This is a genomic window from Acinetobacter sp. AOR14_HL (genome assembly GCF_027855175.1).
Classification (GTDB): domain Bacteria; phylum Pseudomonadota; class Gammaproteobacteria; order Pseudomonadales; family Moraxellaceae; genus Acinetobacter; species Acinetobacter calcoaceticus.
Map to the genome: position 1 here is coordinate 117,414 of NZ_JAKTII010000003.1, position 25,268 is coordinate 142,681.

Consider the following 25,268-nt stretch of genomic DNA (forward strand, 5'->3'; position numbering starts at 1 on the left):
TGGATGTTAAAAAATGTTTATCACTTCTCAACTCAATATCCTAAATAAAATTATTAAAAATCAGGCTATTCCATCACCTATAATGGCTCAATTAGAGCAGGCCTATGTTAATCTTGAAGCAACCTTATTAAGAGCAAAAGTCTTAAGAGACTTTTCTAAATCTCAAACTGTTTATTTAATTCAATCACATATTCATCCACAGCAAAGCAGTTTGGCTTATCTATTTTCACCTTTTGTTTTTGCTAACCTCAATAAGCCTGCTATTTATACAACACCAGCGACAAAGCCCGTTCTTGCTATTCTCAATAAATATTATCAAGCCGAAAAGAAAGTTTTGTTTAAAGTAGATGAAGTTCTTGAAAGTCTAAAAATATATCTAGATTTAGAATTATCACAGTTGAGTGAAGTTGGGTTTATTTATTTAAGCTTAATCAAAGCGCTGTGCCGAAGTGATATCTCCACCATTTTTTTAATTACAAATTTAGATATAGACCTAGAGCATTTAGAAGAGCTTGCATTGTTTTTAAAAGTCAAAATTTATTGGATTAATCCTCAACAAAATACTAGTTTAAACGATCTAAATGATTTAGATATGCGTCAATTATTATTTAAAAATAAAGATGAAACCTATGTGAAATTGTGTGCCCAATTTGCCCAGCTAAATGCACAGCTTGTAGGCTTATGCGATACTTTCACCGCCTCTCAAATGACCCATTTAATTGATGATATGTTTTATTCGGAACATATTTTTGAGAAGTTATCTGTCTATTCAGAATATATGCAAACCTTATTGCAAAGTCAGCATAGTCTTCAAAAGAAAGAGATCGCTTAATGTTGGTAGGCATTTTCTGGCGTTATATGAAGAATGAATACTGTTATAAAAAAATAATCGTTTTCATGTGAAATAAATATTTTATGGTAAAAGCAAAGCAATATTGGTTTTACTTACATGACAAATCTAAATTTTGAGCATCATCTCGGTTCACTAACGCATGCAGCACTTAGTCAGGCCTCAATCATTTCTCGGGTATGGGGTGAAGGGCCTTCTGAACGTTATGATGAATTGGCAAAAAATTTCAGACCAACTTTTGCCCGTATTAAAGAAGGGGCTTTAATCCGTGAGCAACAGCATATTTTGCCATATGAACAACTTCAGTGGCTCAAAGATATTGGTTTTACACGGTTACGCCTTCCTAAAGCCCATGGTGGCTTTGAGGCAACTATTCCTGAATTATTTGCATTGTTAATTGAACTTGCAGAAGCAGACTCAAATTTACCGCAAGCGTTGCGGGTGCACTTCGGTTTCACTGAAGATGTGTTAGTCAGCAAAAATAAAGAGTTTCAACAGCGCTGGTTAAGTCGGATTGCAAATGGTGAAACCGTTGGCAGTGCTTGGTCTGAAGGTGGGAAAGAATCAATCGACCAATTCGAAACTCATTTGTATCGGGATGCTGACGGAAAAATTCGAGTTAAAGGTCAAAAATACTACACCACAGGTAGCCTATATGCGGACTGGGTTGACGTTGGTGTGACAGATTTAAATGGGGAATCTGGCTCAGTCGTTGTGCGCCGTGAAGATGAAGGTGTCGAAATTGTTGATGACTGGAATGGCTTTGGTCAGCAACTCACTGCAAGTGGTACAGCATATTTCCATAATGTATTAGTCGATGAAGCTGAAATCTTACCTGATGATGATCGTTTTAAATATTCGGCTGCTTATTATCAACTTGTGCAACTGGCAATCATTACTGGTTTAGGACGAGCTGCGACATATGAGGTTTCACAAGCTGTTGCTAAACGTACCCGAAACTACACTCATGCGAATGCTCAATTTGTAAAACAGGACCCGCAAATTTTACAAGTAGTAGGCCAAATCCGTGGCGCGGCTTACAGTGCAGGGGCGATTGTTGAAAAAGTCGCACAAAGCTTACAACGTGCTTACTTAGCTGCATTTCAAAATAATGAGCAGCTTGAAGAAGAGCAAAATGCACTTGCCGAGCTTGAAAGTGCACAGTCTCAAACAGTTATTACCGATTTAATCTTAAACGCATCTACCATTTTATTTGATGCATTAGGTGCCTCGGCGACAGACAAAGATTTAGGTCTAGATCGATACTGGCGAAATGTACGAACTTTATCTTCACATAACCCAAGAGTGTTTAAAAATCGAATAGTAGGTGATTTTAGTGTGAATGGAACATTACCGCCTTATCAGTGGCGAATTGGTAACGTTGCTAAACAATAATTTAAAATTTTAGATATTAAGCTGCTAGTTTTAGCGGCTTAATATTATTTTTTGTTTTTAAAATAATTTATAAAAACCTATTAGAATAAAATCATATTTTGTTTGGGGTTTATATTATAAAGAATAGATAAAAATTGTTTTAGTATAAAATTAATTAAAATGCTGGTTGATATTTTATGACTAAGAAGATTAGTTTTAATGCTTTTGAAATGAATTGTATTGCGCATCAATCTCCTGGATTATGGCGACATCCCCAAGATCGCTCTGTTGAATATAAAGATTTAGAATATTGGACAGATTTAGCACAAATTTTGGAACGCGGTTTTTTTGACGGTATTTTTATTGCAGATGTGTTGGGGATTTATGACGTTTACCATCAGAGTGCTGAACATGCCTTAACAGGCGCAGTGCAGGTTCCGGTCAATGATCCTTTGCAGATTGTACCAGCGATGGCGGCAGTCACAAAGCACTTGGGCTTTGGTGTAACGACTTCCATTTCCTTTGAGCATCCTTATCCTTTTGCTAGACGTATTAGTACCCTAGACCATTTAACCAAAGGGCGGGTTGGATGGAATATCGTGACTTCTTATTTGGAAAGTGGCTCGAAAAACTTAGGCCTAAAAACTCAGGTCAATCATGACAATCGTTATGATATTGCTGATGAATATTTAGAAGTCCTTTACAAACTTTGGGAAGGTTCTTGGGAAGAAGGTTCGGTACTTCGTGATCGTGAAAGCGGTATCTTTGCTGACCATAAAAAAGTGCATCCAATTCAGCATGAAGGTAAATACTTTACTGTACCGGGCATCCACATTTGTGAGCCATCACCGCAGCGAACACCAGTACTCTACCAAGCAGGTGCTTCCTCACGCGGGCAGAAATTTGCTAGTCAAAATGCTGAGTGTGTATTTATTGCAGCGCCGTCTAAAATTGCCACTAAAAAAGTCGTGCAAGGCATTCGTCAAAAACTGGCTCAAGAAGGTCGCGACCCGTACTCTGTCAAAATTTATGCACTTTTGTCGATTGTCACTGATGAAACCGATGCAAAAGCACAGGCTAAGTTTAAAGAATATCAAAGCTATGGAAGCTATGATGGCGCTTTAACATTGCTGTCTGGCTGGTCTGGTGTCGATTTTTCACAATATCAACCAACTGACAAAGTTGAATATATTCAAACCAATGCGATTCAATCTTTATTAGACTCTTATGTAAATGCAGATCCAGAGCGTGTATGGACGATTGAGGAAATTGCAAACTGGAACAGCTTAGGTGGTAATGGCCCAGTATTGGTGGGTTCGGCAGAAACAGTTTCCGATGCCCTACAGCAGTGGGTTGAAGATACCGATGTTGATGGCTTTAATCTAGCCTATATTTTGGCTCATCAAACCTTTGCCGATGTAGTTGAGTTTATTGTTCCAGAGTTACAAAAACGAGGGGTATATCAAACTTCGTACGCACAAGGGACATTAAGAGAAAAATTATTTGGTGCAGGTCCTTATTTACCTGAAAATCACCGCGGTGCAAAATATCGTAATCTAAAAGAGTTAAAACTTGCTGAGGCGAGTTAATCTTTTGGAAAACCTTTAAATAAAAGCTGGTTAAATACCAGCTTTTATTTTATCTTTTATATCGGTTTTATTGCTGAGTTAATAATGAAAAGATAATTCTATAATTTAGATTAAAACATCAGATTAATTTGTTTTTGTATTATGTGAATAATCATTATTTTGTTTCTGTGATTAAAATACAGGAATTATTAAGTGAGCACACAAGAACTCGATCATAACCAGCGTTATGAAATTAAATCTCCCGATGATGTTTCACAATTAATTTCCAAGTTTGCAGGGAAGGGCAAGTCTAATAAAGTCATTTGGTTGGCACTCATTGGTGTGTTTATTGATGCCTATGATTTAACAACGCTCTCATTTGGTATTGAGCAAGTCATATCAGAGTTTTCTTTAAGTCCCGTTATGACGGGTGTGGTGGCTTCAGCAATTGTCTGTGGAACCATTGTTGGTAATTTAATTGGCGGTTGGCTAACGGATAAAATCGGCCGTTATCGAGTATTTATGGCTGACATGGTGCTCTTTGTCATTGCGGCAATTGTCGCAGGCTTTGCACCAAATGTTTGGGTTTTAATTTTAGCCAGATTTATTATGGGAATTAGTGTCGGGATCGATTTACCCGTTGCAATGTCCTACTTATCTGAATTTTCCAAATTTAACGGCAATAGCAATAAAGCTGCCCGTTTAGCGGCATGGTGCCCAATGTGGTATGCGGCTTCTTCTGTCTGTTTTGGTCTAGTTCTGGCGCTTTATTTTCTTTTACCACCTGAGCACAGCAATTGGTTATGGCGAGCATCTTTAATTTTTGGAGCAGTGCCAGCGTTACTCATTATTTTTATTCGCGGTAAATATTTAACTGAATCACCAATCTGGCTTGCCAACCAAGGTGATTTAAAAGGGGCAGCTAAAGTTTTACAAGAGTCCTATGCAATTAATGCAGTCGCCACAGTCGAAAAAGTAGAAAGAACTGCTGAAAAGAAAAAGCGTGAGGGTTTTGCGGTTTTATTTAATAAAACTTATTTGCCAAGAACGATTGTGGCCATTGTGATTCACATTTCGGTGGCATTTCAGTACACCACCATTGCCTTCTTTTTACCTTCGATTTTGACACGGTTCTTTCATACAGATGTTTTGACGACCATTACCACCACACTTGGGCTTAATTTACTGTTTGCATTTACGGGTGGGCTATTAGGTGTGTTTGTCGCCAGCAGATTCAAATCTCGTCATGTGCTTCTCACAGGTTTTTTACTTCAGTTTATTGCCCTCATTGCATTGGCATTAATTGGTGAACCTAGTAATAGCTTTTTACTCTACACTGCCATTGGCATGCTCGGTTTGTGGCTCTTTGCTGAAGGTTTTGGACCGGGTGCGCAAATGATGGTCTATCCGACCATGGCTTATCCGGCTTCGATTCGTGGCGTAGGGGTCGGATTTAACCGTGCCGTAACTGGAGTGGCTCAAGCAATTGCTTTGTTTGTTTTACCAATTTGGATGGCGGGATATAAAACCGATGTTTATCTGATTATTTCTATCTTTGCGTTTATTCCTTTAATTGTGATTGGACTACTGATTAAGTTTGAGCCTACCGCTCAAGATGTCGATGTGATTGATGAAAACAGTCCAGAACTTCCACTTAATAATTCACCTGTAATTGATTAGTTAAATCTAAATTTTTAGATAAAAACAAAGGCCAACACCTGTTGGCCTTTGTTTTAAGAATTAGAAGTAATAAGCAAAAATCACAAACGCTTTTTTGTTCCATTTATCATTGGTTCCACCAGCTGCAAGGCCTTCACTATCTCCTAAGTATGGGTCATGTTTGCCCATCAGCAACTCGGCTTGTACCGTCAATTTTTGATAGTTAAACGCAATGCCGGGTATAAAACGGGTGGAGTCTTTAAAGCCATCTTGTTCTTTTCGATAAGAACTATAGTTTAGGTAAGGACGAACAGAGGTAATTGGGCCAAACTGCTGAGGAAATAAATAGCTGAGTTCGGCTGAATAAATCTGACCTTTGGTTGCAGAGTTAAATGAATAATCGAAACCGCCTAAAGTCAGGTGGTCTTTATATTCAGTGTCGGCATTATCAATGTCTTGATAACCAGCCAAAAGCTGTAAATTCCATTGGTTATAATTGGTATTGCTAAAAATTGAATAGACTTGGCGATCGCCATCTTGTCCTGAACGTTTGTTTTCAATGGTGGAATACCACGCAGAGGCACCAAGTTGGGTAGAGAAATTTTCTTGCCCTAAAACATTTTTAAAGGTGTGAGCACCGCGAACAACAATGGAGTTCTTTTCTTTGATATTGGTGCCTTGCGGTACAGAGTCATCCGCATTGACAGGGTTAATACTAAATCGACTTGAGTCTTTGCTTTTACCTCTATAGGTACCGCCATCGGTAGGATAAAAGGCGAGTTGTGCTTCATTGATTCCATCATTGAAATCATATTTCACCCCAAGGTTGTGTACATCTTCCCAACCTGCACTATTGGCAATCCCTAAATAATAAGTATTTCCCCAAAAGCGACCCAAGCCAAAAGGAACGGGGTTTAAGCCAGCAATAATTTTACTGTTGTCATTAATTTTATAACCCATCCATGCATCGGTCAGCCAATTGGCATCGCCTAAACGTCCATAATACTCATAAACCCGATAATCTAAACGGCCAATCCATTTCGGGGAGTTGTAATCTAACCATAATACTGCGTCGTTAAAGGAAAATTTACTCGTAGAAGGTTCAGAGTCAAAATCATAAACATATTTAGCCCGAACAGTACCACTCACTTTAAGTTGGCCTTCTTCAGCATTACCAAAGGTAAGGGCTGCATGACTTGAGAGGCTGAATGTAATTAAAGTTGTCGCGATAAATATTTTTTTGAAAGTTTTGGGATGTTTAAACAAAAGATTCTTTCTCCTCTTAAAAAATAAAAATTAAATTTGCCTCATGTATAAACCAGAAAAAGATTTGTCCAAATCTCAATATTTGCAGAAGATTAAAGATAAAAAGATAATAAAATCTGTACTTTATATAAAAGAATGAAAATTAATTAGATGCAAAACTCTGGTTGCGATAAGCAAAAACAAAAATGATGAAATGGGTAGGATAAAATAATTAGAGGGTGTGTGTCAGGTGTTCATCATCATGTATTTTTTGAATATCGTTTTTAATTATTGATATATAAGTATTTTAATTTTACCTCTAATCTGTAAGTTTGTTTGATATTTGCTTTTTACCAAAAGATAAAAACTTATAAGGAAAAGTTATTTATAAAAACCTGATAAGCAACTCATATTTTTTTATTTTTCATTATAAAGCCGGCTGCATACCATGAGCTTATATTATTGAAAGATCATGAAATTATGAGCACAAAGACCAAACCGTTGATTATCACGGCAATTGTGGTTGTAGCAATTGTTGCATTTATCGTATGGCAAAATAAGAAAGACAATAATACAAGTGCTTCAGTTGGTGACAGCAAACCAGTCATCATTGCTTATCAAACAGGGGTTGACCCAAGCAAAGTAGCGCAAGCAAATGGGGAATATGAAAAGCATAGTCAACGTAATATTCAATGGAAAAAATTTGATGCCGGCTCAGACGTTGTAAACGCTCTGGCTTCAGGTGATGTTGTGCTTGGCAATATTGGATCAAGCCCACTTGCAGCTGCGGCAAGCCGTGATTTACCGATTGAAGTATTTTTAATTACCTCAAAACTTGGTGCATCTGAAGCATTGGTAGTAAGTAATAAATCAGGCATTAAAAGCCCTCAAGATTTAATTGGTAAAACCATCGCAGTACCTTTTGTTTCAACTACGCATTACAGCCTATTGTCTGCGCTTAAACATTGGAACATTCCAGAAGACAAAGTAAAAATTATTAACTTGCGTCCACCTGAAATTTCAGCTGCTTGGGAACGTGGTGATATTGATGCTGCCTATGTATGGGAACCAGCTTTAAGTAAAGCTAAAGCATCTGGCACGGTTTTAACTGATTCAAAACAAGTGGGTGAATGGGGTGCTCCAACCTACGACTTATGGGTGGTACGTAAAGACTTTGCAGAGAAAAATCCTGATTTCTTAAAAGCTTTTGTTAAAACCACACTTGAGCAACTCGAAAAATATAATCAAGACCCAGCTGCTTACGTTAAAAATGCCGATAACGTTGAGAAAATTGCTCAGTTAACAGGTTCTGATCCAAAAGATATCCCGCTTTTATTAAGTGGAAATATTTACCTAGATCATGCTCAGCAAAAACAAACTTTAGATGGTGAATTTGCGCAAAATATTTTTGATACAGCGAAATTCTTAAAAGGTCAGGGCAAAGTCGACCAACTTAAAGCCGATTATAAAGGCAATGTGAACTCTTCATTTTTACAGCCTTAAGGAGTTGTCATGAGTGTATTAGAAGCCAAACATATTCATCTGACTTTTCCTAAACAGCAAAAGCCAGTTTTACAAGACATTAACCTAACGATTGAAGAAGGTTCTTTAACTGTCATTTTAGGTGAGTCGGGTTGTGGTAAAACAACTTTGCTTAATATCTTGGCAGGTTTTCAAAAGCCGAGTTCAGGCGATGTGCTTGTAAATCATGAAGTGGTAAATGGACCAGATGTAACCCGCGCAGTCGTGTTTCAGGATCATGCATTACTTCCTTGGTTGAATGTTGCAGATAATGTTGGCTTCGCTTTGCAGTTAAAAGGTTTAAAGCGCGCAGATATCGAAGCACAAGTGAACGCAATTTTAAAAATTGTGGGTTTAAGTCACGTTGAAAAAGCCAATATCTGGGAGCTTTCCGGTGGTATGAAACAACGTGTTGGCATTGCGAGAGCTTTGATTAGTCACGCGCCATTTATTTTGTTAGATGAACCTTTTGCAGCACTCGATGCTTTTACCCGTGAAAACATGCAGCAGTTAGTGCTTGATTTATGGATTCAGCAAAATAAAAGCTTCTTTTTAATTACTCATGACATTGAAGAAGCATTGTTGCTCAGCAATCAGTTAGTTCTGATGACAGCTCATCCAGGCAAAATTGTAGAAACTCTACATCTCGATTTTGCGAAGCGATATCGTCAGGGTGAGTCTATTCGCTCAATTAAATCTGACCCTCAATTTATTCAGCTTAGAGAACAGCTATTTGAAAGTTTAAGGGCACAAAAACAAAGCGGTAAGGAGGCGTTAACCACATGAGTACTAAAGATAACGTCTATGAATATGACAAAGCAGAGCTTAAACCTGAGTTAAATGTGAAAATAGAAAATGCTTCATTTCTATCGTCATTTTTTGAGAAGCATCGAACTTTGGCGGTCAGCATAATCAGTGTGGGAAGTGTTATTGCACTCTGGTTTCTCATTACTGCTTTGCATGTCGTACCTGAACTGTTTTTACCGAGTCCACAGGCTGTCTGGCAGAAATTTATATCGGTTAGCCAAGAAGGCTTTATGAAGGCTACTTTGTGGCAACACTTGGCAGCCAGTATCTCTCGTGTATTTTTAGCTTTGATTGCTGCTGTGGTCATTGGTGTTCCCTTAGGTTTATGGATGGGGCTAAACAAATGGGTTCGTGCTGTTCTAGATCCTTTGGTTGAATTATTACGTCCAATCCCACCGTTAGCTTATTTGCCATTACTCGTAATTTGGTTCGGTATTGGCGAAACCACAAAAGTACTTTTGATTTTCTTCTCGATTTTGGCGCCTGTCATTATTAGTAGTGCGCATGGTGTGTTAAGCCATCAGCTTAATCGTGAACGTGCTGCACTGTCGCTAGGGGCAAGTCAGGCACAAGTATTTTGGCATGTCATTTTACCAACAGCTTTACCTCATATTATTACCGGTATTCGTATTGGTCTTGGGGTAGGTTGGTCAACATTGGTTGCAGCGGAGTTGGTTGCAGCGGACCGTGGTATTGGTTTTATGGTGCAATCGGCAGCACAGTTCTTAATTACCGATACGGTGATTCTGGGCATTATTGTGATTGCGATTGTCGCAGTTAGTTTTGAGCTGTTTTTACGTTGGTTACAAAAACAGTTTTCTCCTTGGTATGGTCAGCAGTTGTAGTAAAGAAGATGAATACAGTAGTAGCAAACTTAAATATTGAAGTGATCAAGCCTACCATTGGCGCAATTATTCACGATATTGATTTGAATGCGTTAAATGAACAGACGACGCAACAAATCCAGCAGGCTTTGCTTGATCATCAGGTCATTTTTTTTCGAAAGCAACAATTAGCACCGCAAGCACAAGCAGACTTGGCACGTAGTTTTGGCAGCTTACATGTGCACCCGATTTATCCTTCAATTGAAGATGTACCTGAAGTGATGGTGCTCGATAGTTGGAAACAAGATTTGCGTGACAATGAACTTTGGCACACAGACGTAACTTTTAGCAAAAATCCGCCATTGGGCTGTGTGTTGCAAGCCATTAAAATTCCACCTGTAGGCGGTGACACCTTGTGGTCAAGTAATACAGCAGCTTTTAAAGACCTTCCGCTCGAACTACAGCAAAAATTACGTGGCTTAACTGCAACACACGATATTCGTAAGTCTTTTCCACTTGAACGTTTTGCCCATAACGAAGAAGAGCGTGAAAAGCTTTTGCAAACATTTAAGCGTAACCCACCAGTGGTTCACCCAGTGGTGCGTACCCATCCGGTTACAGGTGAGCCTTTGTTGTTTGTAAGTGAGGGCTTTACCACTCGCATTAATGAGTTACCCGAGCAAGAAAGCGAGCAATTACTTGATTCCTTGTTTGAACATGCGACTCAAGAGCAATTTCATTTGCGTTGGAAGTGGCAAGATGGTGATATCGCGATTTGGGATAACCGTTGTACGCAACATAAAGCATTATTTGATTATGGCGATGCTCATCGCATCATGCACCGTGCAACCATTAATGGTGATGTGCCATTTTATAAAAAGGAACAACAGCCAGAATTAGCCGAGGTTTAATTCTTTTAATTTCTCTTTGTTTCAATTCCAACGCAGTGTTTTGAGTTGGAATTGAAACAGTAACTCATCTCTAGTGTGTTCCAAAATCTGACAATATGCCTGTGTAGTTCTTTGCAGGTGGTAAGGCCCAATCACCAACTTTGCTGGTTTTTAAATTTAACTGAACCAACAGTTCTGCTTGCTTAACTGCTGCTGCAACGCCGTCAATAACAATCACTCCCAACTCGTTTTGTAGTTTTAGGCACAAATCACTCATACCTGCACAGCCCAAAACAATCGCATCGCTTTTATCTTCAGCGAGTGCTTTTGCGCATTCATCTCGTATGGTTCGATAAGCGTTTGAGTCAGGAAGCTCCAACTCTTCAACTGCGATATCACAAGCTCGAACATTTTTGCAAAATGGTGTAGCGCCATAGCGATGAGCCAGATGCCAGCTCATATTTACTGTCCGCTGTAATGTGGTAACTACAGTAAACCCAGTACTTACATAACTTGCAGTTCGCATGGCTGCTTCGGCAATTCCAATTACAGGTGCTGACGTAATTTCACGGGCAGCATAAAGCGCAGGGTCACCAAAACAGGCAATAATATAGGCATCTACATTTAGCTTTTCGCCTTGTTGTATTTCCTCCAGCACACCTACAGCACTTAAGGATTCATCATAATAACTTTCAATCGTTGCAGGGCCCATTTGAGGACTCACTGCAATAATTTGACTACCAGCCCCCGCGACTATCTTTGCAGAAGCAGCAATTTTGTCTGTCATGCTTTGAGTGGTATTGGGGTTAATAATTTTAATTTTCATTGTACTTATACCTTAGTCATTACAGATTTTGCATGAGTAAGCGGTTGGTTAAGAAATCGGTAGATCACGAAACCAAATCCCATACCAATAAACCAAGTGAAATTAGCAAGGGCAGACAATTGCGGTAAAAGCACGCATGAAACAGGAATTAATGAAGCTGGAATTAAGGCATAGAAGGCAGAACGGTTATAACCATTTCTGTACCAATACAAACCCTTAGGGTCTAATGTATATAAATCATCCACCATAATTTTTTGTTTTTTAACGAGGTAAAAATCAGCTAGAAGCACGCCAAAAAGTGGGCCGATAAATGCACCTAAAATATCAATGGTGTAGTGAATCACTTGAGGATTATTAAACAGATTCCATGGTGTGATGAAAATCGAACCTACTGCTGCAATCATTCCACCCATACGCCAGCTAATTTTGCTCGGTGAAACATTCGAAAAATCAAAGGCAGGCGAAACAAAGTTAGCGACAATATTAATCCCGATGGTCGCAATCATTAAGGTTAGGCTCCCTAAAATGACTACAAAAGTGTTATCCAATTTGCCAACCATTTCGACTGGGTCGGTAATGAGTTTGCCGTAAACAGGTAGCGTTGCTGCAATACAAACCACGGTAAGTAAAGAAAAGCCTAGAAAGTTAATGGGTAAACCAAGAAAGTTGCCCATTTTAATGGCACTAAAACTTTTGCCGTAACGAGCGAAGTCGCCAAAGTTCAGCATAGGCCCTGAAAAATATGAGACCACAAGAGCAATAGCACCGATCATGACAGGTACAACCGCAAAACCGTCATATTGAACACCACTCAAGTTTAAATCAATATTTTGCCATCCAGCTTTCCAGATGAGCCATACTGCCATGACAAACATCACAACGTAGACTGCGGGGCCAGCCCAGTCGATGAACTTACGAATGCTGTCCATGCCAGACCAAAAAACAATAGCTTGTAGTAGCCAAAGCAGCATGAAGCCGATCCATCCTAAAAAGGAAAGCCCAAGAAAGCCATAAGTTGAAACATCGGCATAGACCGACCATTCTGGAAAGAACTTTAAAATGACTAATAAGAATGCACTTGATGCCAAATAGGTTTGAATGCCATACCATGCGACAGCAATCAGACCACGAATAATGGCAGGAATATTTGCACCAAGCACACCGAAAGTTGCACGGCAAATAACAGGATAGGGAGTACCAGTTTGTTGGCTAGACTTGGCAATCAGATTTGTAAAAAACTGAACAATTGCAATACCGATGAGTAAAGATAAAAGTACCTGCCAGCTATTCAGCCCTAGTGCAAAAAGGCTTCCAGCCATAACATAACCGCCCACACTATGAACGTCAGACATCCAGAAGGCAAAAATATTATAAGCACCCCATGTTTGCTTTTTTAAAGGGGCTAAGTCTTGATTTGTCAATTTTGCATCATAAGAAGGTTTAATTATTGCTTCGCTATTATTCATCTTGAACGCTCACTTCCCTAAGATGGTAGGTACTTTCAGCAGCTTTGGACTTCTGTCTAAAAGAATAAAATTAAGATTGTGCGCAATTTGATATTTAAATTGTGCACAATCTTAATTGAGCAAAAGTTATGCCAAATTCAGAAATCAAAGCTTGTGAATTTTTCCGTTCAACTAATAGTTTGTGTATTTAGAGGTAAATTAATGAAAGTTGGTCTGCTTAATCTGTTATAAAAAATGAGTAAATTTAAAGGAATGAAAGAATCTTATAATGTTAAATCTTGAATAGGTCTTCCAGCATAGATATTGTTCTTATGAGAGAAATATTTCCAACTGGTTAAGTTGGACTACACTGCTCAAATTAAATGATGTTTTAAAAAAGAGGGGGCGTTAATAAAAATGGAGAAATCAATGCCATCGAATGCACCAAAAAAAGCCGTAGAAATGAGCAATGATGAAATTGATGACCATATATATAACGCAATTGTAGATGCCATTTTAAATAGGCAACTTACATCTGGAGCACGCTTGGTTGAAGCGCCATTATGCGAGGCATTTGGTGTGACTCGGGGAGTCTTAAGACGCGTTTTTGTTAAACTCGCCCATGATAGAGTCATCGAAATTCAGCCCAATCGTGGAGCACTCATAGCAAAACATAGCCTTGATGAAACAAAAGAGGTCTTTGAAGCACGGAGTATGCTTGAAATTGCCACTGTGAAAAAACTAACACAAAAGTCTCAAAGCTTAGATTTTAGTGAGCTTAGAGCTTTAGTCGATCAAGAGTCTCATGAGCGTTTAGCTGGGAATTGGGCCGAGTGGATTAAGCTATCAGGTAAATTTCATCTAAAGCTTGTTGAAGCTAATCAAAACACGATTATGACCAGCTATTTGCAGACACTTATTGCGAGAACATCATTGTTAATTGGTTTGTATGAAATTCCAAAACATAATAATTGCTCGGCAGATGAACATCGCGCGATTTTAGATGCAATTGAGCAGGGTGATGAAAAACGAGCCACTCAACTGATGGAAGAACATTTAGAACACTACGCGACGACATTTATTGAAGAAAACAGCACAACTTCAGCAGAACAAAATTTATTAAATTTATTTAAAAATAAGAAGATTGAAGCTACTCAAACCAACTAAAAAAGTGGGCCAATTCTTATAGGAAAGGCCCAGACCACTTATTTTATAGGAACGATTTGATGTGTTAAAAAATCGATAAAGAGTTTTACTTTCTTCGACAAAATTTTACGGTTTGGCCATGTCACATATAAATGAAGTGGCTGACTGGTGTAGTCCTCCAAACATTTCTGTAATTTACCTTCCTGGTAGTAAGGCTCTGCAATAAACTCTGGAAGAAAGACAATACCGTGATCTTTTAGACACATATCTAATAATAATTCACCATTATTACAGGTCATCACAGGGAAACAATTAAAGGACACTTCTTTTTGATCTTTTTGGAAAATCAACTTCTTATGACGGCTATCTTGATAATAAATTAAAAATTTATGATCTTTGAGTTCCTCTAAAGAGGCGGGTAATCCATGCTGATTAAAATACTCAGGCGTTGCGTATAAGTAACGTTGATAAGTATTTAATATTTTACTATTTGCCAAATTTGGAGGAGAGCCATCAACACGAATTGTTAAATCAAATTTATTATTATTCATGTCTAATAACTGATCTGTCATGAACAAATCAATTTTGATACTAGGGTATTTTTCAATAAAGTCTGAAATTATATTTTGAAGAAAAATATTGCTAAAAGACATGGGGGTATTGAGCTTGAGTTCACCTTCAGGGTACTGCTGATTGTAGTTAATTTCATAGGCAGCCCATTCAAACTCACTTAAAATGACTTTGCTATGTTGATAAAACTTTTCTCCACAAGAGGTGAGGTTCATCTGTCTTGTGGTTCTGGTTAATAGTGTAGTTTTTAGGTCATTTTCGAGGTAGCAAACGCGTTTAGCAACCAAGTCACGAGAGATATCGAGTGCTCTGGCTGCACTACTAAAATTACCATGTTCTACGACACTTACAAAAGTGGAAATACAGTCTAATCGATCCATGGATAAGCGAAAGTTAAAAAAAATATATATCAATGATTAAACTATAAAAATTAAAAAGCAATCATTGTTTTTATTGTATTCGTGCAGGATACAGATTCGTGCTGATTTGCTGTCTATGCTTTTACATTTTTATCTGTTTTGATAATGACCAGTAAGCAATTTTAATGCATTACTCATAAGGAATAATGGAGTTTACCCATGAATAAGTCACTTTTAGAACAACTATCACCAACGAATTGTCAGGTTATTTTTATTGATCACCAGCCACAAATGGCTTTTGGTGTACAGTCAATAGACCGCCAAGTATTAAAAAATAATACTGTAGGGTTAGCAAAAGCAGCTAAAACGTTCAATATTCCTGTCACCATTACTACGGTTGAAACGGAAAGCTTCTCTGGTCATACCTATCCTGAGCTTTTAGATGTATTTCCCGATGCTCCATTATTAGAACGTACTTCAATGAATTCATGGGATGACCAAAAAGTACGTGATTCACTTGCAAAAAATAATCGTAAGAAAGTGATTGTTTCAGGTTTGTGGACTGAAGTGTGCAATAACACTTTTGCTTTTGGTGCCATGCTTGAAGGTGATTATGAAATTTATATGGTTGCGGATGCTTCTGGTGGCACATCGAAAGAAGCACATGACTATGCCATGCAACGTATGATTCAAGCAGGTGTTGTTCCAGTAACTTGGCAACAAGTATTACTTGAATGGCAACGTGATTGGGCACACCGTGATACTTATGATGCAGTCATGGCAATTGTACGTGAGCATTCTGGTGCTTATGGTATGGGCGTTGATTATGCTTATACGATGGTACATAAGGCACCTGAACGTACCACATCAAAACATGAAGTACTTGCACCAGTTCCTGCAAAATAAAATAGTACTTATTTAGGTAAAGGCATATCTAGTATTCAATATTGAAGTGATATTAATACGGATATGCCTTTATTTTTTAGAACGATAATTCACAAGAATGGAGTTCAGAATGACCGAAATAAACCTCATACTTAAAAACGGTAAAATCACCACACTAGATCCTAAAAATCCAGAAGTACAAGCAATTGCCATAGCAGATGGTAAAGTCGTACGCACCGGCACAAATGATGAGATCATGAAGCTGGCATCAGCGACGAGCAAAGTTGTAGATTTAAATGGTCGTCGCGTTATCCCCGGTCTAAATGACAGTCATCTGCATATTATTCGTGGTGGCCTAAATTACAATATGGAACTGCGTTGGGAAGGTGTGCCATCTGTAGCGGATGCACTACGCTTACTCAAGGAACAAGCCGATAATACTCCAGCTCCACAATGGGTACGTGTGGTTGGTGGTTGGACTGAATTCCAGTTTGCCGAAAAGCGTTTACCGACTTTAGAAGAAATTAATAAAGCCGCTCCTGATACTCCAGTATTTGTTTTACATTTATATGCTAGCGCCTTGTTGAACCGAGCTGCGCTTGATGTATTGGGCTTTAACAAAGACACGCCAGACCCGCCCGGCGGCAAGATTGTACGAGATGAAAAGGGTGAGCCAACAGGTCTATTGCTCGCAACTCCATCCGCTATGATTTTATATTCGACCTTAGGTAAAGCGCCGAAATTGCCAGTTGAAGATCAAGTCAATTCAACTCGTCATTTCATGCGTGAATTGAACCGATTAGGTATTACTTCAGCAATTGATGCAGGTGGTGGCGGGCAAAACTATCCTGAAGATTATGATGTGATTAAGCAATTGCATGACCAAAACCAAATGACAGTGCGAATTGCTTACAATCTATTTGCTCAAAAGGCAGGCCAAGAACTTGATGACTATCGCCGTTGGACAGAAATGACATTCCCAGGCGATGGCGATGAACTATTTAGAATGAATGGAGCAGGTGAGAACCTGACATGGTCGGCGGGTGACTTCGAAGATTTCTATGAGCCACGTCCGGATTTACCAGAAAAGATGGAAGGTGAACTCGAAGCCATTGTAGAGCACTTGGCTGAAAAGAAATGGCCATTCCGTATTCATGCAACCTATGATGAAAGTATTAATCGTTTGCTCAATGTATTTGAAAAAGTAAATTCAAAACAGCCATTTGCAACCCGATTTATTATTGACCATGCCGAAACCGTATCTGAACGTAATATTGAGCGTATTGGTGCATTGGGTGGCGGTATAGCCATTCAACACCGTATGGCATATCAAGGTGAGATTTTCGTAAAACGCTATGGAGCCGAAGCTGCTCAAGCAACACCACCAGTTAAGAAAATGCTAGAACTCGGTGTTCCTGTCGGTGCGGGAACAGATGCAACACGTGTTGCGTCTTATAACCCTTGGGTTTGCTTATATTGGTTGAGCACAGGTAAAACAGTGGGTGGTTTACCTTTGTATGATGAAAAAAATCTGTTAGATCGCCAAACAGCACTTATGCTCTGGACCAAAGGTTCGGCTTGGTTTTCAGGTGAAAAAGATGTCAAAGGCTCATTAACAGCAGGGGAACTTGCTGATTTAGTTGTATTGTCTGATGACTACTTCAAAGTTGAAGCAGATGATATTCAGTGGATTGAGTCTGTGCTCACTGTTTTAGGCGGAAAAGTGGTATATGCAGGTGCAGAGTTTAAGCAAGACGATCCACCGTTACCACCAGCATCACCAACATGGTCGCCAGTAAAACGCTTTGGTGGACAATGGAGATTATCTGAAAACCGTAATGCACCTTCAAATCAGTCTTTACAGTCAGAAAGTGCGCTTTGTGCATGTGCTAGCAGTTGCGGTATGCATGGACATAGCCACTCATGGATGCTTGATGTTCCTGTAAATGATAAAGATAAAAAATCTTTCTGGGGCGCACTGGGTTGTTCGTGTTTTGCATTTTAAATAAAACAGTATGGGAACCTGCCGCTTTAAATGGCTTGGTTCTCTAAGGTATGTACCATGAAAATGTACTTATTATCTTTGGCTGTAGGGTTGCTCGTTGGTGTCTTATATTACGTTTTAAATGTGAAGTCGCCAGCTCCACCTCTTGTTGCATTAGTTGGTTTATTAGGCATGGTGATAGGAGAACAACTCCTTCCTTTTATTAAGTCCTACTTTTAACCGTTTTCATTTAACAAAAAAGCTAAATGGCATTGCGCCGTTTAGCTTTTTCTCTATAAGGATCTTAAATTATTTTACTCGTTGACCTTGTTCATTAATGATTACTTCACCATCTTCTTTTGCAAAAAAGCCTAAGTTTTCTAAATCTAAAATGTCTAAAACAATTTCCGAAGGGCGGCACAGACGTGTACCTTTTGAAGTCACCACAAAGGGACGATTGATTAAAATTGGGTACTGAACCATAAAATCAATTAACTGTTCATCTGTCCAGCGGTCTTGTTCCAAATCTAAATCTTTATATGGATCAACATTTTTTCGAATTGCATCACGAACAGTTAATCCAGCTTGTGAAATGAGTTGAGTAAGCTCATCTTTACTAGGAGGTGTCTGTAAATATTCAATAACAATGGGTTCAATCCCAGCGTGACGAATAAGTGCAAGCGTATTACGTGAGGTGCCGCAAGCAGGGTTATGGTAAATCTTCACTAGCTCAGTCATGACAAATTTATCGCCGAATTAAGATATTGCATTTATATATGGATATCCGTATATTTGCAATAACGAATATGAATTGTTACTGACATGATCACTCAAGTCGATTTTTTTAAATGTCTTTCGGACCTTACTCGGTTAAGCATTCTTAAATTAGTTTTAAGAAAACAAAACATATGTGTTTGTGAACTGACCGAGCAACTTGACTTAAGCCAACCGAAAATTTCCCGACATTTAGCGCTATTACGTACTCATGGCATTTTACTTGACTCAAGACAAGGGCAATGGGTGTATTACAGCGTTAACCCAGATTTACCAAGTTGGGCCGTTGAAGTTTTGAAAATTATAGGAAACCAAGATGAAAGTTTCGTGAATCAATCATCTTCACAGTTTTCTTCTATTTCTACCTATTGTGAGTAACACCATGAAATTCTTATTTTTATGTACTGGAAACAGTTGCCGTAGCATTTTGTCAGAAGTTTTATTTAATAGTCGTGCACCAGAAAATTGGAAAGCGTATAGCGCAGGAAGTAAACCATCAGGGCAGGTGCATCCATTAACCATTGAAACACTTGAAAACTTAGGTCTTTCAACAGATGGGCTATGGAGCAAAACCATTGATGACTGCGAGCAGTATCAACCAGATGTTGTGATTACAGTCTGTGATTCTGCTGCACAAGAAGCATGCCCACTTTATTTAGGTGGTGCAATCAAAGCACACTGGGGCTTAAGTGATCCATCTCATTTGGACTTGCCAAAAGAAGAAAAACTCAAAGCTTTCCAAGAGACTGTAGATCATATCAACCGTCGTTTAGATGCATTGTTTGCACTTGATGTTGCAAACTTAAACCGTTCACATTTGATTGCTGAGATTAATAAAATCTCTCATATTGAGTAAGAGAGCCGAGATGACTAAGCAAAAGCTTTCTTTTTTAGACCGGAATCTGACGCTATGGATTTTTATTGCCATGGGTTTAGGGGTGGCCATAGGTGTTTTCTTTCCTCAAGCCTCGGTTTCTTTGAATCAACTCAGTGTAGATAACGTCAATATTCCGATTGCAATTGGTTTAATTTTAATGATGTATCCACCTTTGGCAAAGGTGGATTACGCAGCTTTACCGGAAGTATTTAAAGATAAAAAAACGTTGGCTTTGTCTTTAGTCCAAAACTGGTTAATTGCTCCAATTTTGATGTTTGCTTTAGCGATTATTTTTCTGCATAACTATCCGGAATATATGACAGGTCTAATCTTGATAGGCTTGGCACGTTGCATTGCAATGGTATTGGTCTGGAACGGTTTGGCCTGTGGGGATAACCAATATGTTGCTGCTTTAGTTGCTTTTAACAGTATTTTCCAAATTTTATTCTTTAGTACTTATGCATGGCTTTTCTTAACTTTATTGCCGCCGTATTTTGGTGTGGCTGGTCAAGTCATTGATGTGAATTTCTGGACCATTACCCATGCTGTATTGGTGTATTTAGGTATTCCATTTTTAATGGGTTTCCTCACGCGACTCATTTTAGTGAAAGCAAAAGGATTAGATTGGTATCAAACTAAATTCTTGCCAAAAATTAGTCCAATTAGTTTGATTGCATTACTTTTTACCATTGTGGCGATGTTCAGCTTAAAAGGTGGCGATGTGGTGAGCTTACCTTTAGATGTACTGCGAATTGCGATTCCACTGACGATTTACTTTGTGGTGATGTTCTTCATTAGCTTCTTTATGAGTAAACGTATGGGGAATAACTACCCACGTACAACTGCTATTTCATTTACCGCTGCGGGTAACAACTTTGAGCTCGCTTTAGCCGTTGCGATTGCAACATTTGGTTTAGCGTCACCTGTAGCATTTACTACAGTGATTGGACCATTGGTTGAAGTCCCTGTTTTAATTTCACTTGTTTCAGTTTCTCTTTGGCTCAAGAAAAAGTATTTCTCCCATGAACAGTCTTAACAATGATTTATCCAATGTAGCATTAGATCTTCTTGATAAACCTACTTTTGAACAAGTGCAAGCACAGCAACTTGAACATCCACCACGCATTTTATTGCTATATGGGTCAAATCGTGAGCGCTCTTATAGCCGTTTTGCTGTGTTGACGGCTGGACGAATTCTTGAATATTTAGGCGCCGAGGTCAAAATCTTTCATCCTAAAGGTTTACCTTTACCAGAAGATGCAGAAACAGATCATCCAAAAGTGCAAGAGTTGCATGAGCTTTTGGCTTGGGCAGAAGGTATGGTTTGGTGTTCACCAGAACGTCATGGTGCAATGAGTTCGATTTTAAAAGCTCAGATTGATTGGATTCCCTTAGCTGGCGGAGCAATTCGTGCAACTCAAGGTAAAACCTTAGCCGTTATGCAGGTTAGTGGAGGTTCTCAATCTTTCAATGCTGTGAATCAAATGCGCATTTTAGGGCGCTGGATGCGTATGATTACGATCCCGAATCAGTCTTCGGTTGCTAAAGCTTTTTTAGAGTTTGAAGAAGATGGAAGTATGAAACCATCCTCTTACTATGACCGAATTGTCGATGTAATGGAGGAACTCTATAAGTTCACTTTATTAACACGTGGACAAAAACAATATCTGACAGATCGCTATTCGGAACGTAAAGAATCGGCAGAAGAGTTATCAAAACGAGTGAACCAAAAATAGACTGTTTTACTCAATAAAAAGTGCTCACATTAGAGCACTTTTTATTGATACTTAATGCGAATTTAGATGGTAGGCAATAATGTTTGTAAGAGGTCAATAAAATTTGCCACTTTGGCTGAATTTTCATTTTCTCTTGTAATCAAGTAAAGAGGAGCATTAAGTTTTATTGAACTATCAAATTCGCGATAAATAATTTCATGGTCCCAGAAGTTATGCATTGAGGCTGGTACAATAGTTATACCAATTCCAGCAGCAACTAAATTTAATGTTGCGGTAGGTCGAGGCGCTTCCTGAATAATACGTGGGCTAAAACCCGCTTGGTAGCAGCTATATAAAATGTTGTCATATAAACCTTGTCCTGAAGAACGACGGTATAAAACAAAATTTTCATCTGACAAGTCACTTGAACTAATTTTTTCTTTTTGCGTAAGTGGATGTCCTATAGGCAATGCCACCATCATGGGCTCATCTAATATATGAAGATGTTTTAACCCAATATCACGACTAATCGGGGCTCTTAAAAAGGCGATATCAAGTTTTTCCGAGATTAACCGATCTAATTGCTTTTGGCTGCCTGCTTCTTCAAGTTTGGTTTGTACCCCTGGATATATTTCCCGATAGGAGCGCAATACTAATGAAATCAGTGGATGCAAGCCTGCCGAACTTGTAAAACCAATATTGAGTTGTCCTGTTTTACCTTGGCTGACATCTTGAACTAATTTAGGAATATGTTTGGCATGCTCTAATAAAATTTGTGCTTCTTTAAATAATGCCAAACCTGCTTCGGTCGGTTCAATCCCTCGTGGTTGACGAACAAGCAATTGTGTACCGAGTTCTTCTTCCAGTTTTTTGAGTAAACGTGTTAATGGCGGCTGTTGAATAAATAATCGGTTTGCCGCGTGGGTAATGTTTCTTTCTTCAACAACCACAACAAAGGCATGAAGCTTGTGCAAATCTAGCATAGGAATACCTTTAGGGTATGGTTAAAGAAAATAAAAGCATTTGTAGATATGTCATAAAAGTATCATTCTATCTTGGTCAGATAAAGTGAAAAGTAACGAAAATGAACCATGTTGAGATTGCCGTGCAGAAGGAGAGTGTACCGAGCTGCACAGAACTATTTTTAGGTTTTTTAACATTAGGTTTAATTGGATTTGGCGGCGTGTTGCCTTTAGCACGAAAAGTCGTTGTAGAGCAGAGACAGTGGCTAAGTCCTGAAAAATTCACTGAGTTACTTGGTCTGTGTCAATTTTTACCGGGTGGCAATATTATTAATTTATCTGTTGCGATTGGCATGGAGTTTCGTGGCATTCGCGGTGCAGTAAGCTCACTGATTGGCTTAATCTTTGCACCGACGGTAATTGTTGTACTTTTACATTATGTCTATGAGCAGTTCCAAGACAACCTCATGGTTAAGCATCTTTTTGAAGGATTGGCGGCAGCAGCAGCTGGACTACTGGTTGCAACAGGGTTGAAAATGCTCAAGCCTTTATTACGTAATCCATTAGCGATGTGTGTAGTTGTAGTGGCAATTATCAGTATCGCTTTTCTGAAAATCTCCTTGCTTTTGACCATGCTGGTTTTGTTGTCATTTTATTCAGCTGTTATTTGGAGACGTGTGTAATGGGCGCAGTTCTACTTACTTTAGCCATCATTTTTACTCAGTTATCACTTATTGCTTTTGGTGGCGGCAATACAATTTTGCCTGAAATGCAACGTCAAGTCGTTGATATTCATCACTGGATGACTGCACAAGAATTTAGTGCCTTATTCGCAATAGCCCAAGCTGCCCCTGGTCCAAACATGATGATTGTACCGCTCGTTGGTTGGCATGTAGCAGGGCTATCGGGTTTACTTGTGACATCAACCGCCAAATTTCTACCTTCATCTATTATTACTGTATTTGTAATGAGAGGTTGGTCAAAATTTAAAGATAAGAAATGGCGCCGTGTTTTACAGCTTGCTTTACAACCCGTCACTGTGGGAACAGTACTTGCCAGTGCGTGGATTATTTCAGAGGCGGCTGCAATAAATACTTTACTTGTCATTATGGTAGTCATTGCAACTTTATTATCTTTAATTAAAAAGGTTCATCCCTTACATGTCCTGATTGCTGGGGCTGTATTTGGCGTGGTGTTACTCTAGTTTAACCAGTTTGCCGACCTGCGCTGGATGAGTTCAGGTTGGCTTTTTTTGATTGAAGTGAATAATAATTAAATCTAAAAAACCGATCGAATCTATAAAAACATACTGTTTCACCTATTTTATGTTTTAACGTACTATGCATCTATTGAAAGAATTTGGATGCATTGGAGTAAAAACAGATGTTAGATCAAAACATTAAAACTCAATTAAAAGCTTACTTAGAACGTTTAGAAAGTCCAATCGAATTAGTTGCTGCTTTGGATGAATCAGATAAAGCTGCCCAAATTAAAGAGCTGGTTACCGAAATTGCTGAGCTTTCTGACAAGGTCATTGCACGTTTTGATGGCAATAATACACGCCGTCCAAGCTTTGGTGTGGCTAAAGCAGGCGAACAACCTCGTGTGTTCTTTGCCGGCTTACCGATGGGCCATGAGTTTACATCTTTGATCTTGGCACTGTTACAGGTGTCTGGCTATGCTCCTAAAGTGTCTGATGAAGTATTGAACCAGATTAAAGGTTTAAACCTTAAAGCTGACTTTGATGTGTTTGTATCACTAAGCTGTCATAACTGTCCGGACGTGGTACAGGCGCTTAACCTGATTGCGATTTATAATCCGAACACAACGGCAACCATGATTGATGGTTCATTCTTCCAAGACGAAGTCGAACAACGCAAAATCATGGCGGTTCCAATGGTATTCCAGAACAATGAACACATTGGTCAAGGTCGTATGACCCTTGAAGAAATCGTAGCAAAACTCGACACCAACTCTGCTGAAAAAGATGCAGCAGCGCTTAATGCCAAAGATGCGTTTGATGTATTGGTGATTGGTGGTGGACCTGCAGGTGCAACTGCTGCAATCTATGCGGCACGTAAAGGCATTAACACAGGTATCGTGGCTGAACGCTTTGGTGGTCAGGTCATGGACACCATGGACATTGAAAACTTCACTTCTGTGCAAAAGACTCAAGGTCCTAAGTTTGCTGCCGAAATAGAAGCACATGTTCGTGAATACGATGTTGATATCATGAACCTGCAACGTGTCAGCAAAATCGTTGGTGCAGATCAAACCGCAAATGGCTTGGTCGAAGTTGAACTTGAAAACGGTGCAAAGCTTGAATCAAAAACAGTAATCCTTTCAACAGGTGCACGTTGGAGAGAAATGAATGTACCGGGTGAAGCTGAATACCGTACCCGTGGTGTCGCGTACTGCCCACACTGTGATGGTCCATTATTTAAAGGCAAACGTGTTGCGGTGATTGGTGGCGGTAACTCAGGTGTTGAAGCTGCAATTGACCTTGCAGGGATTGTTGAGCATGTCACTTTGGTAGAGTTCGACACTAAACTCCGTGCTGACCAAGTTTTGCAAAACAAACTGCATAGCTTGCCAAACACCACTGTGATTATGAATGCCTTAAGTACTGAAGTGTTAGGCGATGGTTCACAAGTGACAGGTCTTAAATATAAAGACCGTGCCACTGATGAAGAGCATGTGGTAGAGCTTGCAGGGATCTTTGTACAGATTGGTTTATTGCCAAACACTGATTTCTTGAAAGACAGTGAACTTGAGTTAACCAATCGTGGCGAGATCATTGTAAATGACCGCAACGAAACCAATGTAAAGGGTGTATTTGCTGCGGGTGACTGTACTACGGTTCCGTACAAACAAATCATTATTGCTACAGGTGAAGGTGCTAAAGCATCACTCTCTGCATTTGATTACATCATCCGTTCCGGGCAATAAAATTTAGATCCAGAAACAAAAGAGCCAAAGGTTATCCT

At 39.1% G+C, this 25,268-nt stretch carries 25 protein-coding genes; 19 read left to right on the forward strand and 6 right to left on the reverse strand.

Annotated elements, in window-relative coordinates:
* Positions 1–13 precede the first annotated feature (13 nt).
* The 4 genes from MKL38_RS01535 to MKL38_RS01550 all read left to right on the forward strand — a co-directional run bounded on the left by MKL38_RS01535 (position 14) and on the right by MKL38_RS01550 (position 5,472).
* Positions 14–832, forward strand: a complete 819-nt coding sequence (locus tag MKL38_RS01535; RefSeq protein ID WP_270902297.1) for a hypothetical protein — start codon at positions 14–16, stop codon at positions 830–832.
* A 117-nt stretch (positions 833–949) separates the two neighbouring features.
* A complete protein-coding gene (locus MKL38_RS01540) occupies positions 950–2,245 on the forward strand; it encodes an acyl-CoA dehydrogenase family protein (protein ID WP_270902298.1) in 1,296 nt (431 codons plus the stop codon).
* A gap of 176 nt (positions 2,246–2,421) precedes the next feature.
* Positions 2,422–3,813, forward strand: a complete 1,392-nt coding sequence (locus MKL38_RS01545; protein WP_000162425.1) for an LLM class flavin-dependent oxidoreductase — start codon at positions 2,422–2,424, stop codon at positions 3,811–3,813.
* A gap of 192 nt (positions 3,814–4,005) precedes the next feature.
* Positions 4,006–5,472, forward strand: coding sequence for an MFS transporter (locus MKL38_RS01550; protein WP_270902299.1), 1,467 nt, complete (start codon positions 4,006–4,008; stop codon positions 5,470–5,472).
* 60 nt (positions 5,473–5,532) lie between these two features.
* Here the strand turns inward: MKL38_RS01550 and MKL38_RS01555 are convergent, their stop codons facing one another.
* Positions 5,533–6,717 carry a hypothetical protein gene (locus MKL38_RS01555; RefSeq protein WP_270902300.1) on the reverse strand — a complete coding sequence of 395 codons (1,185 nt, stop codon included), beginning with the start codon at positions 6,715–6,717 and terminating at the stop codon, positions 5,533–5,535.
* Positions 6,718–7,158: 441 nt separating this feature from the next.
* On the opposite strand from MKL38_RS01555, the gene tauA reads away from it, so the two are divergent.
* From tauA to tauD, 4 genes are read left to right on the forward strand one after another with little or no spacing between them, the layout of a single operon-like run.
* Complete coding sequence (gene tauA / locus MKL38_RS01560; RefSeq protein WP_270902301.1) at positions 7,159–8,199, forward strand: taurine ABC transporter substrate-binding protein; 1,041 nt, start codon at positions 7,159–7,161, stop codon at positions 8,197–8,199.
* A gap of 9 nt (positions 8,200–8,208) precedes the next feature.
* Positions 8,209–9,003, forward strand: coding sequence for a taurine ABC transporter ATP-binding protein (locus tag MKL38_RS01565; RefSeq protein WP_198495992.1), 795 nt, complete (start codon positions 8,209–8,211; stop codon positions 9,001–9,003).
* Entirely contained in the window at positions 9,000–9,869 is an 870-nt protein-coding gene (gene tauC, locus MKL38_RS01570; protein ID WP_270902302.1) for a taurine ABC transporter permease TauC, read from the forward strand. The genes MKL38_RS01565 and tauC overlap by 4 nt, the downstream gene beginning before the upstream one ends.
* 8 nt (positions 9,870–9,877) lie before the next feature.
* Positions 9,878–10,759 (forward strand): taurine dioxygenase, encoded by an 882-nt coding sequence (gene tauD / locus MKL38_RS01575; RefSeq protein WP_270902303.1) that lies wholly within the window; start codon positions 9,878–9,880, stop codon positions 10,757–10,759.
* A 70-nt stretch (positions 10,760–10,829) separates the two neighbouring features.
* Here the strand turns inward: tauD and MKL38_RS01580 are convergent, their stop codons facing one another.
* Positions 10,830–11,564 (reverse strand): aspartate/glutamate racemase family protein, encoded by a 735-nt coding sequence (locus tag MKL38_RS01580; protein WP_270902304.1) that lies wholly within the window; start codon positions 11,562–11,564, stop codon positions 10,830–10,832.
* A 5-nt stretch (positions 11,565–11,569) separates the two neighbouring features.
* Positions 11,570–13,030, reverse strand: coding sequence for an NCS1 family nucleobase:cation symporter-1 (locus MKL38_RS01585; RefSeq protein WP_270902305.1), 1,461 nt, complete (start codon positions 13,028–13,030; stop codon positions 11,570–11,572).
* 396 nt (positions 13,031–13,426) lie between these two features.
* Between MKL38_RS01585 and MKL38_RS01590 the strand changes: the two genes are divergently transcribed.
* A complete protein-coding gene (locus MKL38_RS01590; protein ID WP_270902306.1) occupies positions 13,427–14,176 on the forward strand; it encodes a GntR family transcriptional regulator in 750 nt (249 codons plus the stop codon).
* Positions 14,177–14,214: 38 nt separating this feature from the next.
* On the opposite strand, the gene MKL38_RS01595 is transcribed toward MKL38_RS01590, so the two are convergent.
* The gene (locus MKL38_RS01595) at positions 14,215–15,105 is read right to left on the reverse strand and encodes a LysR family transcriptional regulator (protein WP_270902307.1); all 891 of its coding nucleotides are present in this window, start codon (positions 15,103–15,105) and stop codon (positions 14,215–14,217) included.
* Between the two features lie 198 nt (positions 15,106–15,303).
* Between MKL38_RS01595 and MKL38_RS01600 the strand changes: the two genes are divergently transcribed.
* The 3 genes from MKL38_RS01600 (at position 15,304) to MKL38_RS01610 (ending at position 18,193) form a co-directional block, all read left to right on the forward strand.
* Positions 15,304–15,990: a hydrolase gene (locus MKL38_RS01600; RefSeq protein ID WP_001043290.1), complete on the forward strand. Its 687-nt coding sequence runs from the start codon at positions 15,304–15,306 to the stop codon at positions 15,988–15,990.
* A gap of 109 nt (positions 15,991–16,099) precedes the next feature.
* A complete protein-coding gene (locus MKL38_RS01605; RefSeq protein WP_270902308.1) occupies positions 16,100–17,974 on the forward strand; it encodes an amidohydrolase in 1,875 nt (624 codons plus the stop codon).
* 57 nt (positions 17,975–18,031) lie between these two features.
* Positions 18,032–18,193, forward strand: a complete 162-nt coding sequence (locus MKL38_RS01610; RefSeq protein WP_000784879.1) for a DUF1427 family protein — start codon at positions 18,032–18,034, stop codon at positions 18,191–18,193.
* Positions 18,194–18,262: 69 nt separating this feature from the next.
* Here MKL38_RS01610 and arsC read toward each other — a convergent pair whose 3' ends face one another.
* Positions 18,263–18,691, reverse strand: a complete 429-nt coding sequence (arsC, locus tag MKL38_RS01615) for an arsenate reductase (glutaredoxin) (protein ID WP_270902309.1) — start codon at positions 18,689–18,691, stop codon at positions 18,263–18,265.
* A gap of 84 nt (positions 18,692–18,775) precedes the next feature.
* On the opposite strand from arsC, the gene MKL38_RS01620 reads away from it, so the two are divergent.
* The 4 genes from MKL38_RS01620 to arsH are packed head-to-tail and all read left to right on the forward strand — an operon-like array spanning position 18,776 to position 21,340.
* Positions 18,776–19,105 carry a metalloregulator ArsR/SmtB family transcription factor gene (locus MKL38_RS01620; protein WP_270902310.1) on the forward strand — a complete coding sequence of 110 codons (330 nt, stop codon included), beginning with the start codon at positions 18,776–18,778 and terminating at the stop codon, positions 19,103–19,105.
* A gap of 4 nt (positions 19,106–19,109) precedes the next feature.
* Positions 19,110–19,583 carry an arsenate reductase ArsC gene (locus MKL38_RS01625; protein ID WP_231761325.1) on the forward strand — a complete coding sequence of 158 codons (474 nt, stop codon included), beginning with the start codon at positions 19,110–19,112 and terminating at the stop codon, positions 19,581–19,583.
* A 10-nt stretch (positions 19,584–19,593) separates the two neighbouring features.
* A complete protein-coding gene (arsB, locus tag MKL38_RS01630) occupies positions 19,594–20,640 on the forward strand; it encodes an ACR3 family arsenite efflux transporter (RefSeq protein WP_270902311.1) in 1,047 nt (348 codons plus the stop codon).
* The gene (arsH, locus tag MKL38_RS01635; RefSeq protein ID WP_270902312.1) at positions 20,627–21,340 is read left to right on the forward strand and encodes an arsenical resistance protein ArsH; all 714 of its coding nucleotides are present in this window, start codon (positions 20,627–20,629) and stop codon (positions 21,338–21,340) included. Before arsB ends, arsH begins: the two co-directional genes overlap by 14 nt.
* A 62-nt stretch (positions 21,341–21,402) precedes the next feature.
* Here the strand turns inward: arsH and MKL38_RS01640 are convergent, their stop codons facing one another.
* The gene (locus tag MKL38_RS01640; protein WP_198495984.1) at positions 21,403–22,302 is read right to left on the reverse strand and encodes a LysR family transcriptional regulator; all 900 of its coding nucleotides are present in this window, start codon (positions 22,300–22,302) and stop codon (positions 21,403–21,405) included.
* Positions 22,303–22,403: 101 nt separating this feature from the next.
* Between MKL38_RS01640 and MKL38_RS01645 the strand changes: the two genes are divergently transcribed.
* From MKL38_RS01645 to ahpF, 3 genes are all read left to right on the forward strand, one after another.
* Positions 22,404–22,964 (forward strand): chromate transporter, encoded by a 561-nt coding sequence (locus tag MKL38_RS01645; RefSeq protein ID WP_270902313.1) that lies wholly within the window; start codon positions 22,404–22,406, stop codon positions 22,962–22,964.
* Positions 22,964–23,485, forward strand: coding sequence for a chromate transporter (locus MKL38_RS01650; protein WP_003651290.1), 522 nt, complete (start codon positions 22,964–22,966; stop codon positions 23,483–23,485). Before MKL38_RS01645 ends, MKL38_RS01650 begins: the two co-directional genes overlap by 1 nt.
* A 179-nt stretch (positions 23,486–23,664) precedes the next feature.
* Positions 23,665–25,230 (forward strand): alkyl hydroperoxide reductase subunit F, encoded by a 1,566-nt coding sequence (gene ahpF, locus MKL38_RS01655; protein WP_270902314.1) that lies wholly within the window; start codon positions 23,665–23,667, stop codon positions 25,228–25,230.
* Positions 25,231–25,268: the final 38 nt, after the last annotated feature.

What these genes read in the sequence shown, in the direction of transcription:
- MKL38_RS01535 (WP_270902297.1), top strand. Translation starts at nt 14, where the DNA reads ATGTTTATCACTTCTCAACTCAATATCCTAAATAAAATTATTAAAAAT.
- MKL38_RS01600 (WP_001043290.1), top strand. Translation starts at nt 15,304, where the DNA reads ATGAATAAGTCACTTTTAGAACAACTATCACCAACGAATTGTCAGGTT.
- arsH (WP_270902312.1), top strand. Translation starts at nt 20,627, where the DNA reads ATGAACAGTCTTAACAATGATTTATCCAATGTAGCATTAGATCTTCTT.
- MKL38_RS01620 (WP_270902310.1), top strand. Translation starts at nt 18,776, where the DNA reads ATGATCACTCAAGTCGATTTTTTTAAATGTCTTTCGGACCTTACTCGG.
- arsB (WP_270902311.1), top strand. Translation starts at nt 19,594, where the DNA reads ATGACTAAGCAAAAGCTTTCTTTTTTAGACCGGAATCTGACGCTATGG.
- MKL38_RS01580 (WP_270902304.1), bottom strand. Translation starts at nt 11,564, where the DNA reads ATGAAAATTAAAATTATTAACCCCAATACCACTCAAAGCATGACAGAC.
- MKL38_RS01650 (WP_003651290.1), top strand. Translation starts at nt 22,964, where the DNA reads ATGGGCGCAGTTCTACTTACTTTAGCCATCATTTTTACTCAGTTATCA.
- MKL38_RS01625 (WP_231761325.1), top strand. Translation starts at nt 19,110, where the DNA reads ATGAAATTCTTATTTTTATGTACTGGAAACAGTTGCCGTAGCATTTTG.
- MKL38_RS01640 (WP_198495984.1), bottom strand. Translation starts at nt 22,302, where the DNA reads ATGCTAGATTTGCACAAGCTTCATGCCTTTGTTGTGGTTGTTGAAGAA.
- tauD (WP_270902303.1), top strand. Translation starts at nt 9,878, where the DNA reads ATGAATACAGTAGTAGCAAACTTAAATATTGAAGTGATCAAGCCTACC.
- MKL38_RS01540 (WP_270902298.1), top strand. Translation starts at nt 950, where the DNA reads ATGACAAATCTAAATTTTGAGCATCATCTCGGTTCACTAACGCATGCA.
- MKL38_RS01590 (WP_270902306.1), top strand. Translation starts at nt 13,427, where the DNA reads ATGGAGAAATCAATGCCATCGAATGCACCAAAAAAAGCCGTAGAAATG.
- MKL38_RS01610 (WP_000784879.1), top strand. Translation starts at nt 18,032, where the DNA reads ATGAAAATGTACTTATTATCTTTGGCTGTAGGGTTGCTCGTTGGTGTC.
- MKL38_RS01605 (WP_270902308.1), top strand. Translation starts at nt 16,100, where the DNA reads ATGACCGAAATAAACCTCATACTTAAAAACGGTAAAATCACCACACTA.
- MKL38_RS01585 (WP_270902305.1), bottom strand. Translation starts at nt 13,030, where the DNA reads ATGAATAATAGCGAAGCAATAATTAAACCTTCTTATGATGCAAAATTG.
- tauC (WP_270902302.1), top strand. Translation starts at nt 9,000, where the DNA reads ATGAGTACTAAAGATAACGTCTATGAATATGACAAAGCAGAGCTTAAA.
- arsC (WP_270902309.1), bottom strand. Translation starts at nt 18,691, where the DNA reads ATGACTGAGCTAGTGAAGATTTACCATAACCCTGCTTGCGGCACCTCA.
- ahpF (WP_270902314.1), top strand. Translation starts at nt 23,665, where the DNA reads ATGTTAGATCAAAACATTAAAACTCAATTAAAAGCTTACTTAGAACGT.
- MKL38_RS01645 (WP_270902313.1), top strand. Translation starts at nt 22,404, where the DNA reads ATGAACCATGTTGAGATTGCCGTGCAGAAGGAGAGTGTACCGAGCTGC.
- MKL38_RS01595 (WP_270902307.1), bottom strand. Translation starts at nt 15,105, where the DNA reads ATGGATCGATTAGACTGTATTTCCACTTTTGTAAGTGTCGTAGAACAT.
- MKL38_RS01545 (WP_000162425.1), top strand. Translation starts at nt 2,422, where the DNA reads ATGACTAAGAAGATTAGTTTTAATGCTTTTGAAATGAATTGTATTGCG.
- MKL38_RS01565 (WP_198495992.1), top strand. Translation starts at nt 8,209, where the DNA reads ATGAGTGTATTAGAAGCCAAACATATTCATCTGACTTTTCCTAAACAG.